Source organism: Sphingobium subterraneum, from assembly GCF_014199435.1.
Taxonomy (GTDB): Bacteria; Pseudomonadota; Alphaproteobacteria; order Sphingomonadales; family Sphingomonadaceae; genus Sphingobium; species Sphingobium subterraneum.
In genome coordinates, this window is record NZ_JACIJP010000001.1 from 335221 (window position 1) to 359609 (window position 24389).

The 24389-nt window shown below is 63.9% G+C and carries 21 protein-coding genes; 12 read left to right on the forward strand and 9 right to left on the reverse strand.

The window, feature by feature from the left end:
* Positions 1–161 precede the first annotated feature (161 nt).
* The 3 genes from pyrG to tpiA all read right to left on the reverse strand — a co-directional run bounded on the left by pyrG (position 162) and on the right by tpiA (position 3142).
* Positions 162–1796 (reverse strand): CTP synthase, encoded by a 1635-nt coding sequence (gene pyrG / locus FHS92_RS01645; protein WP_184076917.1) that lies wholly within the window; start codon positions 1794–1796, stop codon positions 162–164.
* Positions 1797–1901: 105 nt separating this feature from the next.
* Positions 1902–2306: a preprotein translocase subunit SecG gene (gene secG, locus FHS92_RS01650; protein ID WP_184076919.1), complete on the reverse strand. Its 405-nt coding sequence runs from the start codon at positions 2304–2306 to the stop codon at positions 1902–1904.
* An 83-nt stretch (positions 2307–2389) separates the two neighbouring features.
* A complete protein-coding gene (gene tpiA, locus FHS92_RS01655) occupies positions 2390–3142 on the reverse strand; it encodes a triose-phosphate isomerase (RefSeq protein WP_184076921.1) in 753 nt (250 codons plus the stop codon).
* Between the two features lie 146 nt (positions 3143–3288).
* Between tpiA and FHS92_RS01660 the strand changes: the two genes are divergently transcribed.
* The 8 genes from FHS92_RS01660 to lexA all read left to right on the forward strand — a co-directional run bounded on the left by FHS92_RS01660 (position 3289) and on the right by lexA (position 11611).
* Positions 3289–5244: a peptidyl-prolyl cis-trans isomerase gene (locus FHS92_RS01660; protein WP_184076923.1), complete on the forward strand. Its 1956-nt coding sequence runs from the start codon at positions 3289–3291 to the stop codon at positions 5242–5244.
* A 2-nt stretch (positions 5245–5246) separates the two neighbouring features.
* On the forward strand, positions 5247–6764 hold the full coding sequence (trpE, locus tag FHS92_RS01665; RefSeq protein ID WP_184076926.1) for an anthranilate synthase component I: 1518 nt from the start codon (positions 5247–5249) through the stop codon (positions 6762–6764).
* Positions 6765–6770: 6 nt separating this feature from the next.
* Entirely contained in the window at positions 6771–7355 is a 585-nt protein-coding gene (locus FHS92_RS01670) for an anthranilate synthase component II (RefSeq protein WP_184076927.1), read from the forward strand.
* 61 nt (positions 7356–7416) lie between these two features.
* Positions 7417–8409: an anthranilate phosphoribosyltransferase gene (trpD, locus tag FHS92_RS01675; RefSeq protein WP_184076929.1), complete on the forward strand. Its 993-nt coding sequence runs from the start codon at positions 7417–7419 to the stop codon at positions 8407–8409.
* The gene (gene trpC, locus FHS92_RS01680) at positions 8406–9197 is read left to right on the forward strand and encodes an indole-3-glycerol phosphate synthase TrpC (RefSeq protein ID WP_184076931.1); all 792 of its coding nucleotides are present in this window, start codon (positions 8406–8408) and stop codon (positions 9195–9197) included. Before trpD ends, trpC begins: the two co-directional genes overlap by 4 nt.
* The gene (gene moaC / locus FHS92_RS01685; RefSeq protein WP_184076933.1) at positions 9194–9682 is read left to right on the forward strand and encodes a cyclic pyranopterin monophosphate synthase MoaC; all 489 of its coding nucleotides are present in this window, start codon (positions 9194–9196) and stop codon (positions 9680–9682) included. Before trpC ends, moaC begins: the two co-directional genes overlap by 4 nt.
* The gene (locus tag FHS92_RS01690) at positions 9679–10860 is read left to right on the forward strand and encodes a molybdopterin molybdotransferase MoeA (RefSeq protein WP_184076935.1); all 1182 of its coding nucleotides are present in this window, start codon (positions 9679–9681) and stop codon (positions 10858–10860) included. The genes moaC and FHS92_RS01690 overlap by 4 nt, the downstream gene beginning before the upstream one ends.
* 70 nt (positions 10861–10930) lie before the next feature.
* Positions 10931–11611, forward strand: a complete 681-nt coding sequence (gene lexA, locus FHS92_RS01695) for a transcriptional repressor LexA (RefSeq protein ID WP_184076937.1) — start codon at positions 10931–10933, stop codon at positions 11609–11611.
* A 92-nt stretch (positions 11612–11703) separates the two neighbouring features.
* On the opposite strand, the gene FHS92_RS01700 is transcribed toward lexA, so the two are convergent.
* Positions 11704–13845: a ComEC/Rec2 family competence protein gene (locus tag FHS92_RS01700; RefSeq protein WP_343056624.1), complete on the reverse strand. Its 2142-nt coding sequence runs from the start codon at positions 13843–13845 to the stop codon at positions 11704–11706.
* A gap of 122 nt (positions 13846–13967) precedes the next feature.
* Between FHS92_RS01700 and gltX the strand changes: the two genes are divergently transcribed.
* The 3 genes from gltX (at position 13968) to FHS92_RS01715 (ending at position 17236) form a co-directional block, all read left to right on the forward strand.
* Positions 13968–15425 carry a glutamate--tRNA ligase gene (gene gltX, locus FHS92_RS01705; protein WP_184076941.1) on the forward strand — a complete coding sequence of 486 codons (1458 nt, stop codon included), beginning with the start codon at positions 13968–13970 and terminating at the stop codon, positions 15423–15425.
* Positions 15426–15427: 2 nt separating this feature from the next.
* Positions 15428–16714: a citrate synthase gene (locus FHS92_RS01710; RefSeq protein ID WP_184076943.1), complete on the forward strand. Its 1287-nt coding sequence runs from the start codon at positions 15428–15430 to the stop codon at positions 16712–16714.
* A 126-nt stretch (positions 16715–16840) separates the two neighbouring features.
* Complete coding sequence (locus tag FHS92_RS01715) at positions 16841–17236, forward strand: MAPEG family protein (RefSeq protein ID WP_184076945.1); 396 nt, start codon at positions 16841–16843, stop codon at positions 17234–17236.
* 3 nt (positions 17237–17239) lie between these two features.
* Here the strand turns inward: FHS92_RS01715 and FHS92_RS01720 are convergent, their stop codons facing one another.
* The 4 genes from FHS92_RS01720 to FHS92_RS01735 form a co-directional block, all read right to left on the reverse strand.
* Positions 17240–18616 carry a sensor histidine kinase gene (locus FHS92_RS01720; RefSeq protein WP_184076947.1) on the reverse strand — a complete coding sequence of 459 codons (1377 nt, stop codon included), beginning with the start codon at positions 18614–18616 and terminating at the stop codon, positions 17240–17242.
* Positions 18613–19686, reverse strand: coding sequence for a DUF2336 domain-containing protein (locus FHS92_RS01725; RefSeq protein ID WP_184076949.1), 1074 nt, complete (start codon positions 19684–19686; stop codon positions 18613–18615). The genes FHS92_RS01720 and FHS92_RS01725 overlap by 4 nt, the downstream gene beginning before the upstream one ends.
* A 62-nt stretch (positions 19687–19748) precedes the next feature.
* Entirely contained in the window at positions 19749–20840 is a 1092-nt protein-coding gene (locus tag FHS92_RS01730; protein WP_184076951.1) for a hypothetical protein, read from the reverse strand.
* 211 nt (positions 20841–21051) lie between these two features.
* On the reverse strand, positions 21052–21351 hold the full coding sequence (locus FHS92_RS01735) for an Hpt domain-containing protein (protein ID WP_184078684.1): 300 nt from the start codon (positions 21349–21351) through the stop codon (positions 21052–21054).
* Positions 21352–21463: 112 nt separating this feature from the next.
* Between FHS92_RS01735 and FHS92_RS01740 the strand changes: the two genes are divergently transcribed.
* A complete protein-coding gene (locus FHS92_RS01740; protein WP_246351733.1) occupies positions 21464–23764 on the forward strand; it encodes a coiled-coil domain-containing protein in 2301 nt (766 codons plus the stop codon).
* A gap of 67 nt (positions 23765–23831) precedes the next feature.
* On the opposite strand, the gene dcd is transcribed toward FHS92_RS01740, so the two are convergent.
* Positions 23832–24386, reverse strand: coding sequence for a dCTP deaminase (dcd, locus tag FHS92_RS01745; RefSeq protein WP_184076955.1), 555 nt, complete (start codon positions 24384–24386; stop codon positions 23832–23834).
* Positions 24387–24389 lie beyond the last annotated feature (3 nt).

Sequence of the window (24389 nt, forward strand, 5' to 3'; positions counted from 1 at the left end):
CCAAGCTGTCCCTATGGTCGGGATTTACCGCCCCAGACGACGGCTTCGTCCAACGCACACGCCACCTGCCCGGGATCGCGGCCAGCGACGCCATTCCCACAAGGTCACAGCGCTACAGTGTAGGCCTCTCCACCAAGATGATCGGGGCCCAAACGGCCGACTTAAACCAGTCGGCTCTGCTTCAGCGCCGCTTCGATGAAGCTGGCGAACAACGGATGGGGATCGAAGGGCTTGGACTTTAGCTCCGGGTGAAACTGCACGCCGACAAACCACGGGTGGTCAGGCCGCTCGACGATTTCGGGCAGGGTGCCGTCCGGAGACAAGCCGGAGAAGATCAGCCCGCCCTTCTCCAGCGGCTCGCGATAGCCTGCATTGACCTCGTAGCGATGGCGGTGCCGCTCGTGAATTGCATTCGTACCATAGATGCCCGCCACGACGCTGTTGCCCGCGAGCGTCGCAGGGTAAGCCCCGAGGCGCATCGTGCCGCCCAGATCGCCCTCAGCGCTGCGCTGCTGCAATCCTTCCGCGCTCATCCATTCGGTGATGAGGCCCACGACCGGCTCACTGGTTTCGCCGAATTCGGTGGTCGATGCGCGCTCGATCCCCGCCGTGTGCCGCGCGCCCTCAATACAGGCCATCTGCATCCCGAGGCAGATGCCGAAGAACGGCACATTGCGTTCCCGCGCGAAGCGGACGCTGGCGATCTTGCCCTCGCTGCCGCGCACGCCGAAGCCGCCGGGCACCAAGATGCCGTGCATCGGTTCCAGTTGGGCGGTGACGATGCTCTCGTCCTGCTCGAACAGCTCGGCATCGATCCATTTGATATGGACCTTAACGCGGTTGGCGAGTCCGCCATGGACAAGCGCCTCATGTAATGACTTGTACGCATCGGGCAGGCCGACATATTTGCCCACCACGCCGATCGTGACTTCGCCTTCCGGATTGGCGTAGCGATCCATGATGTCGATCCAGCGATCGAGACGCGGCGCGGGCGATCCTTCGATCCCGAATGCCCGCAGCACTTCGTCGTCCAGTCCTTCGGCATGATATTGCGCGGGTACGGAATAGATGTTGGGTGCGTCGAGTGCGGGGATCACCGCCTGAGCCCGTACGTTGCAGAACAACGCGATTTTGGCGCGTTCGCTCTCGGGAAGGGGCTGCTCGCACCGGCATAGCAGGATGTCCGGCTGAATGCCGAGCGAGGTCAGTTCCCGCACACTGTGCTGGGTAGGCTTGGTCTTCAGTTCGCCCGCCGCCGCGATATAGGGCACCAGCGTAACGTGGATGAAGATCGACTGGCCACGGCCCAGATCATTGTGGAGCTGGCGAATCGCCTCCATGAACGGCAGGCTTTCAATATCGCCGACGGTGCCGCCGATCTCGCACAGCACGAAATCGACATCGTCGGTATCCTGCATCGCGAATGCCTTGATCTCGTCGGTGACGTGCGGGATGACCTGCACAGTCGCGCCCAGATAGTCGCCCCGGCGCTCCTTGGCGATGATCGTCTGGTAGATGCGGCCCTGCGTCACATTGTCGGACTGGCGCGCGGAAACCCCCGTAAAGCGTTCATAATGGCCCAGATCGAGGTCCGTTTCCGCCCCGTCGTCGGTCACATAGACCTCGCCATGCTGATAGGGCGACATCGTGCCCGGATCGACGTTCAGATAGGGATCGAACTTGCGAATCCGCACGCGAAATCCCCGTGCTTGCAGCAAAGCTGCAAGGCTTGCGGCCATCAGGCCTTTGCCAAGCGAGGAGACCACGCCGCCGGTTATGAATATGTACCGCGCCATGGGAGTGAAGGCTTAACCTTATGAATGGGGGTTGGGCAAGCGCACGAATCCATACGCCCGCAAAAAACTGTGGGTGAAAAGCTTTGGGCCTTGGAAAACGGCGGATTATTGCGCGATCGGTACGCCCGGTTGCTGGGCAGGTGCGGGTGCCGGCGCGGCCGCATTTCCAACGCTTTGCGCGGCCCCGGCGAGCGGATCGGCATTTGTCGGCGCGGTGACGGGCGCAGGCGCGCCCCCAACCGGCACTGCCGACTTCGTCAGCGATGTGTCGATCGCTGTCGGCCCTGCGCGTACCGAAGCCATGACCGCCAGCACAATGGACAACCCAACAAAGATGGTCGCAAGGATCGACGTCATCCGCGTCAGGAAATCCGCCGCACCCCGTGCCGACATCAGGCCCGATGGGCTGCCGCCGACGCCCAGCCCGCCGCCTTCCGACCGCTGCATCAGGATGACCGTCACGAGTGCCGCGGCGATGATGGCCTGAACGACGAGAATGAAAGTGAACATGGCTGTGCGTTATCCGCTTAATAAGAACTGTGCCCGCCCTTAGCCGGAACGGCCTTTGGGTTCAACTGCGCAGTGGCCAGGCGTCAAGACGCTGCGTCGGCCGCCGTGATGATCGGGCCAAAAGTCTCGGCCTTGAGACTCGCTCCGCCGACCAGGCCGCCGTCGACATCCTCCAGGGTGAAGATGTCGGCGGCGTTGCCCGCATTGACCGAGCCACCATAGAGGATCCGCATCGCTGCGGCCGTTTCCGCACCCAGTCGCGCAGCGAGCGCCCCCCGAATCGCGCCGTGCATTTCGGCGATCTGCTCCATGGTAGGGATGCGACCAGTGCCGATTGCCCAGATAGGTTCATATGCGATCGAGAGCCAGTCCGCCGCTGCGCCTTCCGGCAGAGACGCGAGCAACTGATCCAGCACGAACGACACCGCGCTTCCGCTGTCCCGCGTTTCCAGACTTTCGCCGACGCACAGGACGACGGACAGATCCTCGGCCCGCGCCGCAAGCGCCTTCGCCGCGATATCGGCGTCGCTCTCATGCTGGTCGGTCCGGCGCTCGCTATGGCCGACGATCACGGATGTTGCACCGGCTTCTCCGAGCATGGCCGCGCCCAGACACCCGGTATGCGCGCCCGTCGATTTCGCATGGCAATCCTGCGCGCCTACGAAGATGCCGTCCGCCCGCTCTGCCGCAGCCGTGATCAGCGTCGCGGGAACATAGAGGCCCACCTCAACGCCCGGATGCGCCTTTGCCGCATCACCGATCGCCGCTATATCGGCCAGATGGGCGCGCAGCCCGTTCATCTTCCAGTTGCCGGCCACCAGCATCTTGCGTGTCATAGGGCGCGTATCTCCTGCACAAATGGATCGTTGTGGGGCAGGCGATAGCGCCTGTCGCTCCAATGTCCAGTCCCCGCTTGATGCCTGGGGCTACTCGCCCTAAAGCGGCTCGCACACTTGCCCTTACTCTGTTGTCGGGACGCGACATGATCAGTTTCTTCCGCCGGTTCATAGGCTCCAAATTCGGCGCCGTGTTCGCCCTGCTGTTTCTGGGGCTGGTGGCGTTCGCCTTCGCTGCGGGCGACATCAACCGCAAGGGCGGGTTCAGCCTGCCGGGCACGGGCGGTGCGGCGGCAAGCGTGGGTGGGTCCAGCCTGTCGGAAAGCGAGCTGCAAAGCCGCGTCCAGCGCGTGTTCGAGCAGCAGCGGCGTGAGAATCCCGGCATGCAGATCGGCACGTTCCTGCAAATGGGCGCCGTTTCCCAAATTTATAATCAGTTGGTTGCCGGCCTGGCGATCACGGAATTTTCACAAGATCAGGGCATGTACCTGAGCAAGCGGATGATCGACGCGCAGATCGCCGCAATCCCGGCTTTCCACGACGCATCGGGCAAGTTCAGCCCCGACTTGTTCCGTCAGCTCCTGTCGAGCCAGGGCATCAACGAGCAGTTGCTGCGCACCGACATCGCGCGTGACCTTACCGGAAAACAATTGATCTTGCCTGCTGGCCTCGGTGTCGCCCTGCCGGACAGTCTTGTGCTTCCCTATGCCTCGCTGATTCTCGAAGCGCGGGAGGGCCGAGTGGCCGCAATCCCGGCCACCGCGTTCAAGCCGACCGGTGTGCCAAGCGATGCACAGCTCAAGGATTTCTACACGCGCAACGCCGAGCGATTTATCGTGCCGGAACAGCGCAAGCTGCGTTACGCGATTGTCGATGCCGACCGTTTCGCCGGGGCATCGGTACCAAGCGACGCAGAAGTCGCGCGCTTTTATGCCACCAACAAGGCGGCCTATGCAGCCCGTGAGACGCGCAGTATCGAACAACTGATTCTGCCGAACGAAAGCGCGGCGCGCGCTGTCGTGGGAGGCGGCACGTCGCTTGCCGCAGCAGCGCAGAAGGCGGGACTTTCCGTCAATAGCATCGCCGCCAAATCGCAGACGGACCTGGCCGCCGAGACATCGGTGGATGCCGCCCGGATCGCCTTTGCTAGTCCGCAGGGTCAGATTACCGGGCCGGTTCGCACAGCGTTCGGCTGGGCCGTGCTGCGGGTAACGGCTATCCAGAAGACACCCGAGCGCACGCTCGATCAGGTGCGCGGCGAGATCGTGGAAGCGCTGCGCGTGCAGAAGCAAGGCCAGCTGCTCAGCGATTTTTCGGCCAAGATCGAAGATCAGGTAGCCGATGGCGCGACCTTTGACGAGGTCGCAAAGGACAATGGCCTGCAGGTCGCCACCGCCCCCGCCCTTCTCTCAAACGGGCAGAATGTTGCAGACCGCAACTACAAGGTTGGAGACGACGTTGCCCCCCTGCTCAAGCCCGGCTTCAGCATGGATGCCGATGACGATCCGCAAATGGTCCAGATCATCGCGCAAAAGCGTTATGCGCTGCTCGATGTGACCGACATCATACCCGCCGCAGCCCCGCCGCTCGATGCCGTCCGGCCCGCCATCACGCAGATGTACCAGCTTCGCGAAAGCGCAGCCCGCGCCCGTACGCTCGCCGACAGCATCGGCGCACAGGTCGCCAAGGGCACGCCGCTCGAAAAGGCGGTGGCCGATGCTGCCGCGCGCGCCGGAATCAGCCTTCCTCCCGTGCAGAAGGGCGGCGGCCGTCGTGCGGACCTGATGCGCGGCGATCAGCGTCCGCCCGCCCACATTGCGACGCTGTTCGCGATGGCCGTGGGCACCGCCAAGGTCGTACCCATCAGCAATGATCAGGGCTATTTCATCGTGCAGCTCGACCGCATCCAGCAGGGTGATGCCGCCACGGTCCCCGGCCTTGTTGACCGCATCCGTTCCGACATCGCCAACGTTGTTGCCGGCGAATATGCCCAGCAGTTCGAGCGGGGTATCGAGCGTGACCTCAATGTGAAGCGTAACCCTCAGGCCGTGGCGCGCGTGACGCAGGAATTGCGGCGGGCGAACGGCGGGGTCGCACCCTGACCATGCACTCCGTTTCCCCCGGCAATGAAGGATTAGTCCGCGAAAACCTGACACGGGGCCAATCCGCCCTGCTCTGGCGGAAGCAGATCGCCGATACGGACACGCCCATCTCAGCCGCGCTCAAACTGATCGAGCCGGGCCGGGGCGATTTTCTGTTGGAGTCGGTCGAGGGTGGGGCGGTGCGCGGCCGTTACAGTCTCCTCGGCCTCGCGCCGGATCTCATGTTCCGTGCGCAGGGCAACGAGGCGCAGATCAACCGCCACTGGCAGACAGACACCGGGGCGTTCGTTCCGATCGAGGGCGGAGCGCTTGCGGCGCTCCGTGCGCTGGTGGCCGAATGTCAGGCTCCGATTGATCCGGCGCTTCCCTCTGCGCTCGCCTGCCTCGTGGGCTATTTCGGCTATGAGACGATCGGTCTGGTCGAGAAACTGCCTCGTCCGCCCGAAAGCCCGGTCCAGCTGCCCGACATGCTATTTGCTCGGCCTACCGTCATCCTGGTGTTCGACCGACTGGACGACGCGCTGTATCTCGTCGCACCGATCTGGAAGGGCAGTTTCACCGATGCTGATGATGCGATCGCCCAGGCGCAGGACCGCATCGACAGCGTAGCCGCTCAGCTCGCGGCGCCCCTGCCCGCTTCCCCGCCAATTCCGGAACTGGCTGATATCACGATCAGCCCGGTCGTGCCGGAAGAACGTTACCACGACATGGTGCTGCGCGCGCAGGATTATATCCGCGCGGGTGACATCTTTCAGGTCGTGCTGGCCCAGCGATTCACCGCGCCTTTCAGGCTGCCTCCGCTGTCGCTCTACCGTGCGCTGCGGCGGATCAATCCCTCGCCGTTCCTCTATTATCTCGACCTGCCCGGTTTCGCGATCGTGGGCTCCAGCCCGGAAATCCTTGTCCGCTCGCGCGACGGCGAAGTGACTATTCGGCCCATTGCGGGCACCCGTCCGAGGGGCAAAAACGCCGTCGAGGATGCCGCCAATCGCGACAGCCTGCTCGCCGATCCCAAGGAACGCGCCGAGCATCTGATGCTGCTGGATTTGGGCCGAAACGATGTGGGCCGCGTCGCCAGCGCGGGCAGCGTGACCGTGACGGACAGCTACACCGTCGAATTCTACAGCCATGTCATGCACATCGTGTCGAACGTCGTCGGGCGCCTCGCGCCGGGCAAGGATGCCATAGACGCGCTGTTCGCCGGATTTCCGGCGGGAACGGTCTCCGGTGCCCCCAAGGTCCGCGCGTGCGAGATCATTGCCGAGCTGGAACCGGAAACGCGCGGGGCCTATGCAGGCGGCGTCGGCTATTTCGCACCCAACGGCAATATGGACAGCTGCATCGTGCTGCGCACGGCGGTCCTCAAGGACGGATTGATGCATGTGCAGGCAGGCGCGGGAATCGTCGCGGACAGCGTGCCGGATTATGAGCAGAAAGAGTGCCAAGCGAAGGCCGGTGCCCTCATCGCTGCCGCGCGCGAAGCCGTTGCGCTGGCGCGCCAGGCGAAATTCGGGCAGTAAAGCGGCATGATCCTCGTCATCGACAATTACGACAGCTTCACCTGGAACCTCGTCCATTATCTCATGGAACTGGGCGCGCAGGTTGAGGTCGTCCGCAATGACGCGCTGACCGCGGCCGACGCGATGGCCAGCGGCGCGGACGCTTTCCTGCTCTCTCCCGGCCCCTGCACCCCCAATGAAGCGGGCATCAGCCTTGATCTCGTCGCGGCCTGTGCGGACGCGGCTAAGCCGCTCCTCGGGGTATGCCTCGGCCATCAGTCGATCGGGCAGCATTTCGGTGGCAAGGTCGTGCGCGGCGGGTTGATGCACGGAAAGACATCGCCGGTAGCCCATGACGGCACAGGGCTGTTCGCCGGGTTGCCGTCGCCTTTCATAGCGACCCGCTATCATTCGCTGATCGTCGAGGATATTCCCGACTGCCTGATCGTCAACGCGACCAGCGACGATGGCTCTGTGATGGCGTTTCGGCATGCGAGCCTGCCCATCCATTCGGTCCAGTTCCATCCGGAAAGCATCGCCACCGAATATGGGCATGAAATGCTGGCCAATTTCCTGACGATTGCGGGCCTGCCGGTCGTAGAACGGGCCTGAGCGCCGATTCGGTGCTGCAAATCTCTCGACTCGGCGGGGCCGCTCGCTCTATGGCGCGGCCATGACGCCGTTTCCCGATCCTACCCGTCCCTTGAGCGCAGCGGAGGCATCCGAAGCCTTTTGTGCGATGCTCGATGGCGCGGGGACAGAGGACGAGATTTCCGCTTTCCTCATAGCTCTTTCGGACAGGGGCGAAACTGCCGTCGAAATCGCCGCAGCAGCCCGCGCGATGCGCGAGCGGATGATCCCCATCGCAGCGCCTGCCGGGGCGATCGATGTGTGCGGCACGGGGGGCGATGGTCAGCATAGCCTCAACGTATCCACGGCCGTAGCGATCGTAACGGCGGCGTGTGACGTGCCGGTCGCCAAGCATGGCAACCGCGCGGCGTCGTCCAAGGCTGGCGGAGCGGACACGCTGGAGGCGTTGGGGCTGGATCTCGACAGTGCGACAGCCCATGCCGAAGCGACGCTGAGTGACCTGGGTATCTGCTTCCTGTTCGCGCAAAACCATCACCCCGCGCTCAAACGGCTCGGGCCGATCCGCAAGGCAATCGGCCGGCGGACGATCTTTAACCTGATGGGGCCGCTCGCCAATCCAGCGCGGGTACGGCGCCAACTCATCGGTATCGCACGCCCCGCCTATGTGCCGATCTATTCCGAAGCCCTGCGCGACCTGGGTGTCGACCATGCGATGATCGTGTCCGGGGACGAGGGGCTGGACGAGCTTTCGCTCGCGGGCGGCAATGACGTAGCCGAAATCGAAAGCACGGGAATTATCGGTATGCGGCGGGTGTCCGCCACCGACGCCGGCCTTCCCTCGGCGCCGCTCGATGCCATCAGGGGTGGCGATGCGGCCTACAATGCCGCTGCGCTGCGCCGCCTGCTTCAGGGGGAAACCGGAGCTTATCGGGACGCCGTGCTGTTCAACACGGCAGCGGCATTGATCGTCGCGGGCAAGGTCACCGACTGGCGCGATGGCGCGGAGGAAGCGGCCGAAGCCATCGACAAGGGGCTTGCCAACGCCCTGCTCAACTGCTGGATTGCCTATCAATGACCAACAAGCTGATCGAAATCTGCGCGACGAAGCGGACCGAAGTCGCCGACCGCAAGGGGCGCACGACGATTGCCGAGTTGCAGGATCGCGCCGCCCGGCAAACCCCGCCGCGGGGATTCCGCGCCGCGCTCGATGCCGCTGCGGCTACGGGTTATGGTCTGATTGCGGAAATCAAGAAGGCCAGCCCATCCAAGGGCCTGATCCGTGCTGACTTCAATCCCCCGGCTCACGCGGCGAGCTATCAGGCGGGCGGCGCGGCCTGCCTCTCTGTCCTCACCGACGCGCCGTACTTTCAGGGCAGCGAGGATTATCTCATAGCCGCGCGCGCAGCCTGCACTCTGCCCGTGTTGCGCAAGGATTTCATGGTCGATCCCTGGCAAGTGCTGGAAGCCCGCTCGATCGGCGCGGACGCCATTCTCATCATCGTCGCCGCGCTGGACGACGGTCAGATGGCTGAGATCGAGGCCACCGCACTGGACCTCGGGATGGATGTACTGGTTGAGGTCCATGACGCGGAAGAGATGGAGCGCGCCGCGCGTCTGCGGTCTCGCCTGATCGGCGTCAACAATCGCGATCTGCGCGATTTCACGGTCGATTTCGCACGGACCTATGATCTTATCGCCCACGCGCCTGAAGGCTCAACCTTTGTCGCGGAAAGCGGGCTTTCCTCGCGCGCGGATCTCGATGCGATGGCGGAACATGGCGTGCGCTGCTTCCTGGTGGGCGAGGCCCTGATGCGTGAAGCCGATGTCGAGGCGGCCACCCGGCGCCTGTTGGCGGCGGCATGACCGACCTGACCCATCTCGACGCAACGGGCGCGGCACATATGGTCGATGTCTCGGCCAAGACAGATACCGACCGGCAGGCCATCGCATCGGGACGAATCGCCATGAGCGGGGACGCTGCCGCCGCCATCGCCGCTGGCACGATGAAGAAGGGTGATGTTCTGGCCGTTGCACGCGTCGCCGGGATCATGGCGGCGAAGAAAACATCCGATCTCATACCCTTGTGCCACCCGCTGCCGATCACCAAGGTCAGTATTGATCTGGTTCCCGACGCGACCGGCGTGACGGCCACCGCAACCGTCCGCACCCGTGGCCAGACCGGAGTGGAAATGGAAGCGCTGACGGCCGTTTCCGTCGCCCTTCTCACCATTTACGATATGGGCAAGGCGGTCGACAAGGCGATGACCATCGGGTCCATCCGCCTTCTTGAAAAAACGGGCGGCAAATCGGGCGACTGGCGGCGCGACGGGGAAAGCGGGCCGGCATGAGCCTGTTACCGGTTGCCGATGCGCAGGCGCGGCTGCTGGATATGGCCAAGGCCCTGCCTGTCGAGCAGGCTTCTTTGACAGAAGCTGCCGGACGCTGGCTGGCGGCCGATCTCGTCGCGTTGCGTGACCAGCCTTGGGCCGATCTCTCCGCCATGGATGGCTATGCGATCCGGTTCGACGATATGCCCGGCCCCTGGACCCTCACCGGAGAAAGCGCCGCCGGAGCGCTGACGCCGCCAGCGGTCGCAGGGGGCAGCGCTGTGCGCATCTTCACAGGTGCTCCGGTGCCAGCGGGTGCCGATACGGTGATCGTGCAGGAAGATGTCGCAGCGGATGGCGCGACCATCCGCCTGACCGGCGATGGACCAGCCGCCCGCGCGCGCCATATCCGGTCGCGCGGATCGGATTTTCACGCAGGCGCAACGATATTGACCGCCGGAACCCGCATTAACGCCGGTCAAATCGCGCTCGCGGCGCTTGCCGGGCACGCCGCCGTTCCCGTGCCGGTTCGGCCCCGCATCGCGCTCCTCTCTACCGGTTCGGAACTGGCTCCGGTCGGTGAGCCGCCACGGAAAGGAATGCTCCCCGCGTCGAACGCGCCGATGCTTGCCGCGCTTCTTCGCCAGCTTCCCTGTTTCGTCACCAATCTCGGCATCATCCCCGATGATCTCGCCGCGACGCGCGACGCCATGGAAGCGGCCTGCGGGTTCGACATCATCGTCACCACCGGCGGCGCGTCTGTCGGGGACCATGATCTCGTCCGCCCCGCGTTGGAGGCGGCTGGAGGCAGGATTGACTTCTGGAAGATCCGGATGCGACCCGGCAAACCGCTGATCAGCGGAACGCTGGGCGACGGGCTCTTCCTCGGGCTGCCGGGCAACCCTGTGTCCGCGTTCGTAACGGCGCGGCTCTTTCTCGTGCCACTGGTCCGCCACCTGTGTGGCTGTCCCGAACCGTTGCCGCGTTTTACGCCGATGCCGCTGGCCGCTGCCCTGCCCGCAGTCGGCGGACGCGACGATTTCCTGCGCGCCCGCGTTGTGGATGGAGCGGTCGCCCCGCTCGCGCAGCAGGACAGCGCCGCTGTTCTCTCCCTGGCGCGCGCGGATGCGCTTATTCACCGCCCTGCCGGGTCACACCCCGCGGCAGCGGGCGAGCCCGTAGAGGTGCTGCGGCTCTGAAACGAACGAGTTGACAGGAACAGACCTGTTTCCTATACGTTCTACGTTCGTTCCCGATATGAGGTGCCCCATGCTGACCGCGAAACAACAGGAGCTGCTGCTTTTCATTCAGCGCAGGCTCGATGAAGGTGGTGTGTCCCCCTCGTTCGACGAGATGAAGGACGCGCTCGACCTCAAGTCAAAGTCTGGCATTCATCGGCTCATCAGCGCGCTGGAAGAACGTGGGTTTATTCGACGTCTGCCCAACCGCGCCCGTGCGCTGGAGGTGTTGAAATTGCCGGATGGCTTAGAGCGTCAGCGCAAGGTGGTCGCATTGCCCAAAAGCGCTCCTGTCGCTCCGCCCGCAACCCTGCCCATTGCAGCGAACGATGTGATCGAGATTCCGCTGCATGGCCGGATCGCTGCCGGTGTGCCGATCGAGGCGCTGGAGGGACAGGCCATGCTGTCTGTTCCCGCTGCGCTGCTGGGCGCTGGCGATCATTACGCGCTAGAAGTGTCGGGCGATTCGATGATCGAGGCGGGCATTCTGGATGGCGATTATGCGCTCATTCAGCGCACGGACGTGGCGCGCGAGGGGCAGATCGTGGTCGCTCTGATCGACGACAGCGAGGCAACACTCAAATATTATCGCCGCAATGGTGCGCAGGTCCGCTTGGACCCGGCTAACGCCGCGTATGAGCCACAGATCTATGATCCGCGTCAGGTACGCATTCAGGGCAAGCTCGCCGGGCTGCTGCGCCGGTACAACTGACAGGGACGTATCCGCCGGGACCGGAGCACACCCGGGCCCGGCATTTCGCCAGACATACGCTGCCGGAATTGCGCCATTCCTTCCCTGATATTTCATGGCACCGCGCGGGCCACCATCCTGGGCCGGCCGCCGCTATAACCACGCACCGGCATGACCCAAGGGTGCGCGTCACCCGTCTGCCGTACGCTGGTCCATTCGCCCCGCGCGAGATAGATAGCGACACCGCCGCTCTCGCTAAGGCTTGCACGGTCGAGCTTCAGCCACCGCGGCGTACATCCCCGCGGCAGACGCCGATCACTGACCACGATGTCGGCTTGCGCGCAGGCGGCGACAAACTGCGCCCAGGGCAATCGATCCCGGCTGCGTGTCGCGAGGATATGCCAGCTACGGCCACTGCGTTCGACGGTCAGGGAACAGAGATCGCGGCCGCATCTCCCTCCGGGAATGCTGTCCAGCGCTGCCATGTCCTGCCCGTCTCCCGCGCCCTCCCCCGCCGCGCCGCCCAGCGTGTCGCGGACATAGTCCCCGGCCTTGCCGCGCAGCAGAGCCATGCTGCCGTCGGGTTGGTGCACGGCCATATGGCGCCCGTCCCCCGTCACCAGCAGGTCCGGCGCCGGAGCCCATAGAATCGCCAGCGAACCGAGCACGACGGGCACCATCCCCCACCGCCGCGCGCGGGATCGCCACAGCAGGATCCAGAGAAGGCCGAGCATCACCGCGCCGAAAGCCCAGCGCGCGGATGACGGCAGCGCCAGCACCGCGCCCGGCTGCGCCGCGGTCCAGTGCGCCAGCGCCAGCATCGCGTCGAGTGCATGACCGACGATCCACCACAGCGGCGCGCCCAGTCCGATCGTATCGAGCAGCAGTCCCCCGGCCTCTGCGGGCATGATGATCGCCGTCGTCAGCGGAATGGCGATCAGATTGGCGAACGCCCCAAGCAGCCCCGCCTGGTGAAAATGATACAACGCCACCGGCATCAGCGCGCACTCGATCGCCAGTCCTGTGATGAACAAAGCGCCGACCGATCGAAGAAATTTCCGCGCCCAACCCTCGTCACGAGCACCGGTCAGCGCACGGTACCATCGCGCCTCACTCAGTGCGACCAGCACCGTCACTGCCAGAAAGCTCATCTGGAAGCTCGGTCCGACCAGTGCCTCGGGCCAGAACAGCAACACAACGAGCGCGCCTGTTGCCACGAGCCGCAAGCCAATGGAATCACGACCGATCGCCAGACCGCCCAGCACCAGCAGAGCGGCGACGCAGGAACGGATCGTCGGCACCTCCGCGCCGGTGAGGATAGTATATCCCACACCTGCCAACGCACCCGCTCCGGCCGCAATCGCCATCAGCGGCAAATTAAGGGCCAGCCTGCGGCTCAGTGCCAGCGTCCTGTAAACAAGCAGGATCACTGCGCCGATCATCGCCGAGACATGCAGCCCGCTGATCGAGAGGAGATGCGCCAGCCCGCTGCGCCGCATCGCCTCCGCATCGGCTTCCGGAATCGCGCCGGTGTCGCCTGTCGCCAGCGTCGCCGCGATGGCACCGCTTCCCCCTGCCAGTTGCGCGCGAATATGCGCAGAGAGCCGGTGCCGAAACGAAGATGCCCCCTCCGGCGCGGATTCGATCACCGCGACCGGCGGCAGCGCACGACCCGTGGCGCCGATGCCATCGAAATAGGCTTTCCGGGCGAAGTCATAGGCACCCGGAACGGCGGGTGGCGCAGGCGGCATCAACCGGCTGCGAAAGTGGATCAGCGCACCCCGATCAAGTCCGGATACATGATCCTTGTCCATGACGTTGATACGCATTCGACGCGGGAGATCGGCACGAAGCGGCTCTGGTGCAATGATGAGCCGCTCCATGCCTTGCGCAGGAACAAGTTGCCGGGATAGCACCCGCCCCGTCATTTCGACATAAGCGGCGCGCGCGATCGGTCGCTCCCCCGCCCACTGGGCCTTTCCCCATATGAGCAGGCATCCCGCCGCACCCAGCACAGCCCCTGCGAGCAGTCCGCGCTGTATTCGCCCTCCGGCGGGCAGGATCAGCGCCAACAGCATCGCGCCGCAACACACCGCGATCCAGCCGATCCAGCCCCATTGATTCGGCAGCGCAAACCACGCCACCACGCCCACACCCAGTGCAACGGGAAGCCACAGACCGATTTGCTCCCGCTCTTCCTCAAGCCAGCTTTCCAGCCCGCTTGCCCATAGATCGGGATCAACCGCACGGTGCACTGCAACATCAATTTGTGGCAAAGAAAAACCCATGCTAGGGGGGCAAATCCTTTCCCCGGCCACGGAAAGCGCGACACCCCCTGTGTTCCGCCCCGTTGCTGCGTTTGTCGGAGAATTTTGGCGTGAGTGCAACCGGTGAAGCACGTCCTGTCGTTACCCGCTTCGCGCCTTCGCCCACCGGATTCCTGCACATTGGTGGCGCGCGCACAGCACTGTTCAACTGGTTGTTCGCGCGGCACCATGGCGGCACCTATCTGCTGAGGATCGAGGATACCGATCGTGCCCGCTCGACGGAGCCGGCTATTGCCGCGATTCTGGATGGGCTCGACTGGCTGGGCCTGATGCCGGACGAACCGCCCGTTTATCAGTTCGCCCGCGCCGAACGACACGCAGAAGTCGCGCATGCGATGCTGGAAAGCGGCCATGCGTATCGCTGTTACGCCACGGCAGAGGAACTGGCCGAACTGCGCGAGACCCAGCGCGCGGCCAAGCAGCCGATGCGGTATGACGGGCGCTGGCGCGACCGCGATCCGTCCGATGCGCCCGCCGACGCGCCGTTCGTGATCCGGCTGAAAGCGCCACGGGAAGGCGAAAGCGTCATCGAGGACGTCGTGCAGGGCCGGGTGGTCGTGCAGAATGCGGAGCTGGACGACATGATCCTGCTGCGCTCCGACGGCACGCCAACCTATATGCTCGCGGTGGTGGTCGACGATCATGACATGGGCGTCACCCATGTGATTCGCGGCGACGACCATCTCAACAACGCATTCCGCCAGCTTGGAATCATCCGCGCAATGGGATGGGACATGCCGACCTATGCGCATATCCCGCTAATTCACGGATCGGACGGCGCCAAGCTGTCCAAGCGGCATGGAGCGCTGGGCGTCGATGCGTATCGCGACGACATGGGCATGCTCCCGGAAGCCGTGATCAATTACCTGTTGCGGCTTGGCTGGGGCCATGGCGACGAGGAAATTATCTCGCGCGACCGGGCGGTCGAACTGTTCGATCTGACGGGCGTCGGCCGATCCCCTTCGCGTTTCGACATCAAGAAGCTGGAAAATCTCAACGGTCATTACCTGCGGGAAGCGGATGACGCGCGCCTCGCGACGCTGGTCGCGCCGCGCGTTGCTGCGCTGATGCAGCGTGCGCCATTGGGCAGCGAAGATGTGGACCTGCTGTCCCGCGCGATGCCCTCGCTCAAGCCTCGCGCCAAGACGCTGGAAGAGATCGCCGATGGCGCGCGCTTCCTTTTCGAACACCGCCCTTTGCATTTTGACGAGAAGGCGCAATCTCTGCTAGACGCGGCAGCGCTGGCGCTTTTGACAAAGTCCGTCGATGCCTTGTCCGTTCTTAACGAATGGACGCTAGAGGCGACAGAACAGGCTATTCGCAGCGTGGCAGAGAACGCCGACCTGGGGCTGGGCAAGGTCGCCCAACCGCTTCGGGCAGCATTGACCGGGCGGACGACCTCCCCCGGCATCTTCGATGTTCTCTTTCTCCTGGGGAAAGACGAAACTTTAGGCAGGCTGTCGGACGCTATAATGGCGATATCCGGTGGAGGAATACAGGGAGACTAAGCATGGCGGATGGTGTTGCCAAACTCAATGTCGGCGGATCGACATATGACTATAAGCTGATCGACGGTTCGGTCGGGCCGCAGGTCATCGATATCCGCAAGCTTTATGCCGATACGGACATGTTCACCTATGATCCCGGGTTCACGTCGACCGCGAGCTGCGAATCCGGTCTGACCTATATCGACGGCGACAAGGGTATCCTGCTGCATCGTGGCTATCCCATCGATCAGCTTGCCGAGAAATCGAGCTTCATGGAAGTCGCCTATCTGCTGTTGCGCGGCGAACTGCCCAACAAGACCGAGCTGGAAAACTTCGAAACGACCATCACACGTCACACAATGGTGCATGAGCAGATCTCGACCTTTTACCGTGGCTTCCGTCGTGATGCGCACCCGATGGCGATCATGTGCGGCGTTGTCGGTGCGCTGTCCTCGTTCTATCATGACTCGACCGACATCAATGATCCCAAGCAGCGGATGATCGCCAGCCACCGGCTAATCGCGAAGATGCCGACGCTCGCGGCGATGGCGTATAAATATTCGACCGGCCAGCCGTTCGTCTATCCGCGCAACGACCTCAGCTACACGGGCAATTTCCTGCGGATGACCTTTTCGGTCCCGGCGGAGGAATATGTCATCGATCCGGTGATCGAGGACGCGATGGACAAGATCTTCATCCTCCATGCGGATCATGAGCAGAACGCGTCGACATCGACCGTGCGCCTTGCCGGCTCGTCGGGTGCCAATCCGTTCGCATGCATCGCCGCGGGCATCGCCTGCTTGTGGGGTCCGGCGCATGGCGGCGCGAACGAAGCCGCGCTCAACATGCTGCGTGAAATCGGCACTGTCGATCGCATTCCGGAATATATCGCCCGCGCCAAAAACAAGGACGATCCGTTCCGCCTGATGGGCTTCGGCCACCGCGTGTACAAGAACTATGACCCGCGCGCGACCGTGATGCAGAAGACGGCGAACGACGTGCTCAACAAGCTGGGCCTCAACGATCCCGTCCTCGATGTTGCCAAGGAACTGGAGCATATCGCGCTCAACGATCCCTATTTCATCGAGAAGAAGCTCTATCCGAACGTCGATTTCTACAGCGGCGTGATCCTCTCGGCGATCGGCTTCCCAACGGAAATGTTCACCGTGCTGTTTGCGCTCGCGCGCACCGTCGGCTGGGTCGCGCAGTGGAACGAGATGATTTCCGATCCAGCGCAGCGCATCGGCCGTCCGCGCCAGCTCTATACGGGTCCGACGCAGCGCGATTATGTCTCGGTCGATAAGCGCTGAGCCTCTCGTCTGAGCAGACAAAGAAGGCCGGCCCTGCGGGGCTGGCCTTTTTTCTTTGCATCACCTCTTCATTCGGCGTTTGATATCCCCAGCGGCGAGATACGCCGCATTGTGGAGGGATAGAGGATGTCGACGGAACTGACCATTGCCGCGTGGGGCGCGGTTTTGCTTCTCGTGCACATTTTTGCCGCGGCTCATTTTAAGACCCGGCAATATGGAAGCAAGTGGAACATGGGGGCGCGGGACGAATCCCTTCCGCCGCTGGAGCCTGTCGCGGGCCGCATGGTGCGCGCGCAGGCCAATTATCAGGAAACTTTCCCGATCGCCATCGTCGCGCTGCTGGGCGTCGTGCTCGCCGGGCGATCGACGGACATGACCATCCTTGGCGGGTGGATCTGGCTGGGCGCGCGGGTCGTGTATCTGCCGCTCTACGGGTTCGGTGTTCCGCTGATCCGTTCGTTCGCATTCATGCTGAGTCTTGTGGGCCTGGTACTGGTGCTCTGGCCCTTGCTCGGCGGTTGACGGTCAGACGCGCGGAACGGACAAGATAAAGCGCGCGCCCTGACCTGGCGCGCTGTCGATGCGGATATCGCCGCCCATCGCGCGGGCGAGCCTGCGCGAGATGTAGAGGCCGAGACCGCTTCCGGCGACATCGTCCCGTCCGAGCCGTTCGAACTTTTCGAACACGCGCTCCTGATCCTCGATCGGGATGCCGCGTCCCTGATCGGCGACCACCACGTGGGCCATGTCGTCGGCGACGTCGGTGCGGATCCAGATGTGCGAATGTTCCGGAGAGTAACGGATCGCGTTGCCCACCAGATTGACCAAGATCTGCAACACCCGGCGGAACTCGCCCACTGCGGGAACGGACTCGTCATTGCGCGGCGCTTCGATGGAAATACCCCGGTCCAGCCCTTTAACGCTGAGCAGCCCGGCCGTACGCCGTGCGATATCGGCGAGGTCGATCTCTTCGCGCGCCACCTGAAAGTTGGGACGGTCGATGGCTTGCAGGTCGGCGAGGTCGTCGACCAGTTCCATCAAATGCTTGCCCGCATGCGCGATATCGGCGGCATAGGCGGCATAATCCTGGCGGAGCGGCCCTTCGAGCTGTCCGCTGATCGTCTCGGCGTTCGCGATAATGCGCCCGAGCGGTTGACGCAGCGCGAGATCCAGTCGCTTGCCGAAATCGGGAATGGCGCCAAGCACGGGCTGATCCGACGCCGCATCCAGAGGCTCCACGAGATCCGCGGCTGCAGGCGCCGGAACTGACAATGCCTTGCCTGCGTAGCCACCGAACGCACCCTGATGATCGAACACCGGGTGGCCGGAAATGTGATAGTGACAATCGGCACGCAACACGTCGCGGACGATCTGTCCAAAAAATGCGCGGCGCTCCGCGATCCGGCTCAGGACGATTGCGCCATCTTCCTTGTCGCCCAGATCGAACGCCGCCGCGAACGGCATGCCCGCACTTGGGCTTCCCGGTTCTGCCGACTGTTCCACCAACGTAAAGACCATCGCGCTGTCGGTCGTCCAGCGCCAGCCATCCGCCGCGAGCGCGATGTCCGCCGCCCGTGCCCTTGCCACTTCGGGTGGCGTCACGCGCATCGGTACTTCACGCCAGTCGTGCAGTGTCATGCGCACGCCGTCGTCACTCGGCCGCGCCCGCACCCACATGCTCACGTCATACCCATCGCCGCCTGCCACCACGGGACGCGCGATCAGAATGCGCAAGCGTACGGCCAGACGCACGATCGCGGCGAGCTGCGGCACCAGCAAACGCCCGTCCGGAGAACCTCCCGCCGCGGCCTGAAGGCGCAACACGCCTTCGTCAGCCGACAGGATCCTGCCATCGACACCGATCTGCGCGTGCAGGGTTCCCGGGGCAGACGGCCGCGTCATCCCGACGCCTTCATGCCGATCAGGACCATCTTGTCGGTGAGGTTCGCGGGAAGTGCCAGCGGCGCGACCAGCGCGCGCGCCTCCTCGACCGTCATCGCTTCATAACGGTCGATCATCGCCGCCAGGGCAGCATCGCGAGGCGTTGGACGCACCGGGTCGACATACATCTGCAGCAGAATGGCGGCTTCGTCCGGCAGGTCCGCGACTTTGCACAATGCGAGCATGACGTCATCGCGCCCGTCAACCAACGCTAGCCCGACCTGATCAAGCGGCGCGGCACAGCGCTGCGCCAGGATGGCGCACAACAGCAACTGCCCCTCCTGCGCCAGCGCGCACAGCAGGGCGTCGTCCAGCATGCGTCCATCCATCGCCCGCGCCAGCCAGGCGGCCGCACCAAGCGCACCCGCCTCCTCATCATGCCGGGCGAGGATCGCATCGCAACTGTGGTTCGCGCAATCGAGCAGACGATCGACCGGTGCAATGTCGCTCGACATGAGCGCCTGCACCAGCACCGCACAGCAGAGCGAGACCAGTTCCTCCATCGCAACGGCGGGCAGGTCGGTGACAATGGGAGCGTCTTCCACACCCCGATCGTTCCACCGCGCCTGCGTGGTGACCAACGTCGCCAACTGCCCGGCAATCGTCGGATCGTCCTGAGCAAGACCATGAAGCAGCCGGGCTGCCTCTCCATCTTCGCTCCCACTCAGCAGGCCCATGGCCGCGCGCAGACGGAATTGCGCAAACAGCGCCGGGCTAATCAGCTCGGGATGTTGGGAAATCACGCTCCATACATGCCCAGAGGCCAGGGTCTCGAGCGCGGGTTCAATCTGTGGCAGCCGACGGCTCATATCCTGTCGCAGCGCGGCATCCACCGCCGCCACGCATCCGCCCACCTGTCGCCGCGTACGCATAACCATCGCGTCGCTCCACGGGGGCAGCGGCGAAGGAAAGAAGCGACTCAGCGACACCGCATGTGCGGATGCACGCTGAAACGACCCATCCAGCGGCAACGCCAGCGAGTTGAGGTCGAGCGCGATCGCTCGGTCGTTACGTGGCGAAGGATCGCTCATCGGGCCCGATATAATGCGACGCGGTAAATATTGCCTAAACCTTGGCGAAATCTGCTGTCATTTCAGCCTGATTTTCCCGCTTGGAGCAGGAGCCGGCCAATCGAAAAGATGGCGCACAACGTCGCGAGCAACACCAGGGTGGGCTCGCTCGCCAGCATGAGTCCGATGAGAAGCAGCACCAGGGCACTGCCCGGGGTAAGCGCAGCCCAGCGCGGCATCGCGCCTCCCAGCCCCCGCCGTACGGCGAGCAGGATCACAAGGGACATCAGGGCAAGATACAGCGCAGCATCCCATCGCCCGCCATAGGCGCCGATCGCGACCAGCCCCGGCAGCACAATCAAAACAGGGACCAGCGCGAGCCACCCATCCCCATCCTTGCGCCGCCCCATCTCGGACAGCTGGTCGGCCACCAGGTTGGCGGTCAGCGCAGCCAAAAACACCAGACCAGCGACAAACAGCCATCCGGGATAGACCATCAGCAGGCCAAACAGGGCGAGCCCGCCTGCCCCGACGCGCGCGCGCCCCGCCGGGATCTGCATACGGACCAGCCGGGCGGTCAGCATCCCGGCGACCGGAGCAAGAAGGTAATGCTCGGCACCCGCATTTCGCCCCTGCGCCACCGAGGCTGGTGCAAGCAGGGCCTGCGCGACAAGATTCGCCGTATCCTGCCGATCCACCAGTGCGACGCGCCCGTCCAGCACATCGGCAGCGTTGACGGTCACCCGCTTCGCCCCCGCCTGCACCGCCGCGCGCAGCAGCGTGAGCGAGAAATCCCAGTCGCCGATCAGGTCCAGCGTACCGAACAGCACATCCGGCGCGATGCGCGCCACACCTACCCAGCGATGTATGCCGTCGATCCGCTCGAAGTGCCCGGTCGATCCGGAATCTTCGGCGACCAGCACGATATTTCCGCTCCCCTGCGCGAGCATGTCGATATACCGCTGGTCAGCGATCGCCCCATCGGCGAACAGCACCACATCGCTGTCGCGTGGTACGTCACGCACCAGGGTCGCCATGTCGCGAATCAGCTGCACTTTCATGCCATCCGCGCTCAGCGCATCAACGGTCCGGGACAGCGCGGGCGTCACCACGTCCACCAGCAGAAGCACATGCCCCACGCCAATGTCGCGAGCCTGCCGTGCCTGATATTCCATCAGGCTTTGTCCTGCGAAATGCAATTGTCCGCGCGGAGTTCCGCCCGTGTCGGCCGAAGCGGCGGTCGCGCATATGATAGCTGCCAAGGGCATTGGAATGGACCCGCCTGAACTCTAATGGTTCTGTTCGTTAATTGCTGTGCAGCCCTCTTTCGCAACCTCGCGAGGGATATGCAAGCCGGGTCTTACAGGTCGACGGATACGCCCTGTATCAGAGGGAAAGGGAATCCAGCGATGCGCGCAGCTGGCGCAGGATCCGAGGGTCGCCAGGGGCGCCCTGCTCGGCTTCTTCGGCGAGCACGATCATGCTGTTGACCCCGAAACTGGCGCACAGGCCCTTGAGCCGCCATGCCGCCAAGGCCCAGTTCGCGTCGCACCGGGCGCGGGAGAGAAGGTCGATCTGCCGCTCGGCGCTTTCGAGAAATGCCAGACGCAAATCATCGATCAGGCCCGCGTCGTCGCCCACTGCCGCAGCCAACGCTGCATGTAAACTGCCGGAGTCAAAAGACATCATCGGCAAATAGCGCCTTGCGGGTTAACAAAGCGTTGCAATTTGCGATTTGCGCAACCGGAAAACATGCTACAGTCCCGCCATGAACAGGGGCAGCAACGCAGTCGAATTCATGCGCAGCGCATCATCCGCGCCGGGGCCGGACATGGATCCCGACGACGAACTGATCCTGAATATCGAGGCGGAGCAGCCCGAAAAGCCACCCTTTTCGCATGTGCTCGATTTTCCGGAAGATCTGGAACCCGGTGTCCGCTCCTGGTGGTTGCCCGCGGCTCAGATCGCCCTTGGTCTGACGGCGGCAGCGTGGATCGCACTCGGCGTGGTCCTGCTCGCCCGGCGTAATTTCGTGCTCCCCGCATTGGAGGCCGCGCCTTCCGCGCTGGCCAATTTCTCGATCCCTTTGATCGGCATCGCCATCCTTTATCTTGTCTTGATGCGCTCCAGCCTGGGTGAAGCGACCCGGTTCGGGCGGGTCAGCGCGGCCATGCGGCGGGAGGCGGAAAGCCTCGACATGCGGCTGGCCATCGTCAACCAGCAGCTCGATACCGCAAGGCAGGCCATGCAGGATCAGGCGCGGGCGCTGGAGCATTACGGCGCATCCGCCACCGCCAATCTGGAGGTTGCAGCCCGGAATATGGCGGAGCATTCGGCGCGTGCCGCGCAACAGTCGGGCAGTATCGAGCGGTCCGGTCTCGCGCTGGCGCACCAGTTCGGTCAGCTCATCGACGTTATGCCGGCGCTGGAAGATCGCGCCGCCCGCATGGCTGTGACGCTTGCCGATGGCAGCCATGTTCTTTCGGAGAAGGTCGACGGTCTCGACACGCGCCTCGCGTCACTCGTGAAGCTCACCGAGGATGCGCGTGCGCGTACCCTGGCCGCGACGCAAAGCCTGACCGCCCAATTGCTTCAAGTACAGGATGCCACGCGTTCCGCATCGGAAGAGGTTTCCGGCTTAGCCGAGCTTGCGTCCAGCCGCATTGGCGTGGCGATCGATCGTGCGCGGCAGGCGGTGGAAGAAACCGGGCTCAATCTCGATCAGCGCATGACGGACCTCAACCTGCTGATTGATCAGTCACGCAACGCCGTGGGAACGATCGGCCAACAATCCGTCCACGGCTTTGCCGAAACGGTATCCGATCTGGAGGCCCGCCTCCACGCCCTTTCGGCCATTATCGATCGGCAGCAGCAGGTGGTCGCCGAGATTGACCAAGCGCTGATCGCGCGTATCGACCGCGTCGATGAACGCTTCCACCAGTTCGAGGATGACGGGCTGGAGCGCAACGAGCGACTGGGCGCCGCAATCGACGCAATGGGACTGCACGCCGAGCGGCTCGACCAGGCGCTGCGGACAGGGAACGGCACGGCGGAACAGCTGATCGCCCGCTCCGAGACGCTATTGCTCGCGCTCGACGCCAGCGTGCGCGAACTCGACGAGACCCACCCCGGAGCGCTCACCCGCCTCGACGAACGGATCGCCAACAGCCGCGCGCTCATCGCCGCCGCCACGCCGGAGATTGAGCAGCTCGAAGCCATTTCCTCCGCCATTCTGGGACGGACGCAGGAAGCCGAAGAACTGCTACGCGGACAGGCGCGCAGCCTTTCCGGCCTGCTCGACAGCAGCGAAGCCGCGCTTGCTGGAAATGTGGAGCAGGTCGCATCGCTGCAACAGGCGCTGGAGTCGGCGGATGAAAGCGCGCGCCGCCTGACCGACAGCGCAGGACCGCAACTCGTTGCCGCACTTCTGCGGGTCAAGGACACCGCCGATCAGGCAGCAGAGCGCGCCCGTCAGGCGCTGGGCCGCGCTATCAGCGAAGCCGCCGAAAAGCTGGGCGAAGCGAGTGAACAGGCGTTGCGTGAAGCCATGGGCGATCGCGTCAACGACCAGCTTGAAAATGTGGCGCAGGTTGCTGAACGTGCAGTCAAGGCGGCGCATGTCGCATCGGACCGGCTGATGCGCCAACTCCTGACGATCGCCGACACCAGCGCGGCCATTGAAAAGCGTGTTGCCGAAGCGGAACACGCCGCCGAGGCGCGCGATCGTGACAGTTTCGCCCGACGCTCGGCTGTCCTGATCGAATCGCTCAACAGTGCGTCGATCGATGTCGCCAAGATTCTTTCCGGCGATGTCAGCGACTCAAGCTGGGCCGCCTATCTCAAGGGCGATCGCGGAGTGTTCACCCGCCGCGCTGTGCGCCTGCTCGACGCGACCGAGGCTCGTTCGGTGGCGCAGCTCTATGATGACAACGATGCCTTCCGCGATCATGTGAACCGCTACATCCATGATTTTGAGGCCATGCTGCGGACGATCCTGTCGGCTCGCGACGGAAGCGCCCTTGGCGTTACGCTGCTATCGTCCGATATGGGCAAGCTCTATGTCGCGCTGGCCCAGGCCATCGACCGTTTGCGCGGATAAACCGGCGTCTTTCATTTCGTTCGGGAATGGGGCGTGAGAAACAACGAAGAGGCCCCTGCCCCGCGCTTTAAAGCTTCGGCAGCGTAACGCCCTGTTGGCCCATATATTTGCCCGCACGGTCCGCGTAGCTGGTCTCACACGGCTCATTGCCCTTCAGGAACAGAAACTGGCACGCGCCCTCGTTCGCGTAGATCCGCGCGGGCAGAGGCGTGGTGTTGGAAAATTCCAGCGTCACATGGCCTTCCCAGCCGGGTTCCAACGGCGTTACGTTCACGATGATGCCGCAACGCGCATAGGTCGATTTGCCCAGGCAGATCACCAACACATCGCGCGGCACGCGGAAATATTCCACCGTCCGCGCCAGCGCAAAGCTGTTGGGCGGAATGACGCAGATATCGGTCTTGCGATCCACGAAGCTGTTCGCCGCGAAGTCCTTCGGATCGACGATCGCGCTGTCGACATTGGTGAAAATCTTGAACTCGTCCGCCACCCGCGCGTCATATCCGTAGGACGACAGGCCGTAGCTGATGCATCCATCCCGCTTCTGCCCGTCGACGAACGGCTCGATCATGTTGGTTTCCAGCGCCTGTTGCCGGATCCAGCGGTCGGAAAGGATGGACATGCT

Excerpts from the sequence above, each read along its gene's own strand:
- pyrG (WP_184076917.1), bottom strand. The coding sequence starts at position 1,796 with ATGGCGCGGTACATATTCATAACCGGCGGCGTGGTCTCCTCGCTTGGC.
- secG (WP_184076919.1), bottom strand. The coding sequence starts at position 2,306 with ATGTTCACTTTCATTCTCGTCGTTCAGGCCATCATCGCCGCGGCACTC.
- tpiA (WP_184076921.1), bottom strand. The coding sequence starts at position 3,142 with ATGACACGCAAGATGCTGGTGGCCGGCAACTGGAAGATGAACGGGCTG.
- FHS92_RS01660 (WP_184076923.1), top strand. The coding sequence starts at position 3,289 with ATGATCAGTTTCTTCCGCCGGTTCATAGGCTCCAAATTCGGCGCCGTG.
- trpE (WP_184076926.1), top strand. The coding sequence starts at position 5,247 with ATGCACTCCGTTTCCCCCGGCAATGAAGGATTAGTCCGCGAAAACCTG.
- FHS92_RS01670 (WP_184076927.1), top strand. The coding sequence starts at position 6,771 with ATGATCCTCGTCATCGACAATTACGACAGCTTCACCTGGAACCTCGTC.
- trpD (WP_184076929.1), top strand. The coding sequence starts at position 7,417 with ATGACGCCGTTTCCCGATCCTACCCGTCCCTTGAGCGCAGCGGAGGCA.
- trpC (WP_184076931.1), top strand. The coding sequence starts at position 8,406 with ATGACCAACAAGCTGATCGAAATCTGCGCGACGAAGCGGACCGAAGTC.
- moaC (WP_184076933.1), top strand. The coding sequence starts at position 9,194 with ATGACCGACCTGACCCATCTCGACGCAACGGGCGCGGCACATATGGTC.
- FHS92_RS01690 (WP_184076935.1), top strand. The coding sequence starts at position 9,679 with ATGAGCCTGTTACCGGTTGCCGATGCGCAGGCGCGGCTGCTGGATATG.
- lexA (WP_184076937.1), top strand. The coding sequence starts at position 10,931 with ATGCTGACCGCGAAACAACAGGAGCTGCTGCTTTTCATTCAGCGCAGG.
- FHS92_RS01710 (WP_184076943.1), top strand. The coding sequence starts at position 15,428 with ATGGCGGATGGTGTTGCCAAACTCAATGTCGGCGGATCGACATATGAC.
- FHS92_RS01715 (WP_184076945.1), top strand. The coding sequence starts at position 16,841 with ATGTCGACGGAACTGACCATTGCCGCGTGGGGCGCGGTTTTGCTTCTC.
- FHS92_RS01720 (WP_184076947.1), bottom strand. The coding sequence starts at position 18,616 with ATGACGCGGCCGTCTGCCCCGGGAACCCTGCACGCGCAGATCGGTGTC.
- FHS92_RS01725 (WP_184076949.1), bottom strand. The coding sequence starts at position 19,686 with ATGAGCGATCCTTCGCCACGTAACGACCGAGCGATCGCGCTCGACCTC.
- FHS92_RS01730 (WP_184076951.1), bottom strand. The coding sequence starts at position 20,840 with ATGGAATATCAGGCACGGCAGGCTCGCGACATTGGCGTGGGGCATGTG.
- FHS92_RS01735 (WP_184078684.1), bottom strand. The coding sequence starts at position 21,351 with ATGTCTTTTGACTCCGGCAGTTTACATGCAGCGTTGGCTGCGGCAGTG.
- FHS92_RS01740 (WP_246351733.1), top strand. The coding sequence starts at position 21,464 with ATGCGCAGCGCATCATCCGCGCCGGGGCCGGACATGGATCCCGACGAC.
- dcd (WP_184076955.1), bottom strand. The coding sequence starts at position 24,386 with ATGTCCATCCTTTCCGACCGCTGGATCCGGCAACAGGCGCTGGAAACC.